Source organism: Psychrobacter sp. 1U2, assembly GCF_051847575.1.
Genome location: NZ_JBPYDC010000897.1, coordinates 1 through 784, shown reverse-complemented (window position 1 = coordinate 784; position 784 = coordinate 1). Strand labels below are relative to the sequence as shown.

1 protein-coding gene is annotated in these 784 nt (G+C 38.9%); it reads right to left on the bottom strand.

All coding sequences use genetic code 11. From position 1 onward, the window contains the following. Window positions 1–713 (bottom strand): SurA N-terminal domain-containing protein (locus ACS8FD_RS19415; protein WP_439277068.1); only part of this gene is annotated, 713 nt, incomplete at its 3' end. Window positions 714–784: the final 71 nt, after the last annotated feature.

Below are 784 nucleotides of genomic sequence, written 5' to 3'. Positions count from 1 at the left end.
ATCATCGCCGGGCTCAGCTGAATGTATGCCAAGTCAACCATCGCATCACTTTTTAGCGCTTCTTTATTGGCATCATAGTAGGCTTGAATATCGTTTTCGCTAAGCTTAACTTGCTGCTGATAGTCTTGCCAATCAAAGCGGTGCAGCCAAATATCACGCGATTCCAACTGCAAATCAATCAATTGATTTACCGCTTGCATAGGATAAATAGCAGTACCAACGATACTAGCATTGAGCTGGTCAAGACTTAGTTGATTGCGAAATTCAGCAAAAAGCTGGTTTTTATTCATGCCACGTTGACGTAAAAAGTTTGAAAACTGAGCATTAGAAAACTCACCATTTTCATCTTTAAAAGCTTCCTCTTGACGCAACAGACGATTAATCGTTTCATCTGATACTGTCATACCTAGCTTGCCAGCTTGCTGTTCAAGTAAAGTACGATCAATCAACCCTTTTAACACTTGCTCATGTAATACGTCTTCATTTAATAAGCTTGCATCATCAATTTGGTCTAAAATCTCAGAACGTCTATTGTTGACTGCGTTCTGATACTCTGATAAGCCTACACTTGCTTCACCTACTTGAGCAACTTGATTGGGGTCAACATTACCCTGAAAGTAGCTTTCAATGCCCAATAAAGCAAGTGGCGATAAGCATAGAATCAATAAAATGCGACCAGGCCAGCTTTTTAAAAAATCGCGCAATTTATCCATAGTTATTTCTACTTTTAACTCATATTGATGATGAACCATTGCAACACTGTCGATGACATGTAAAACAATGA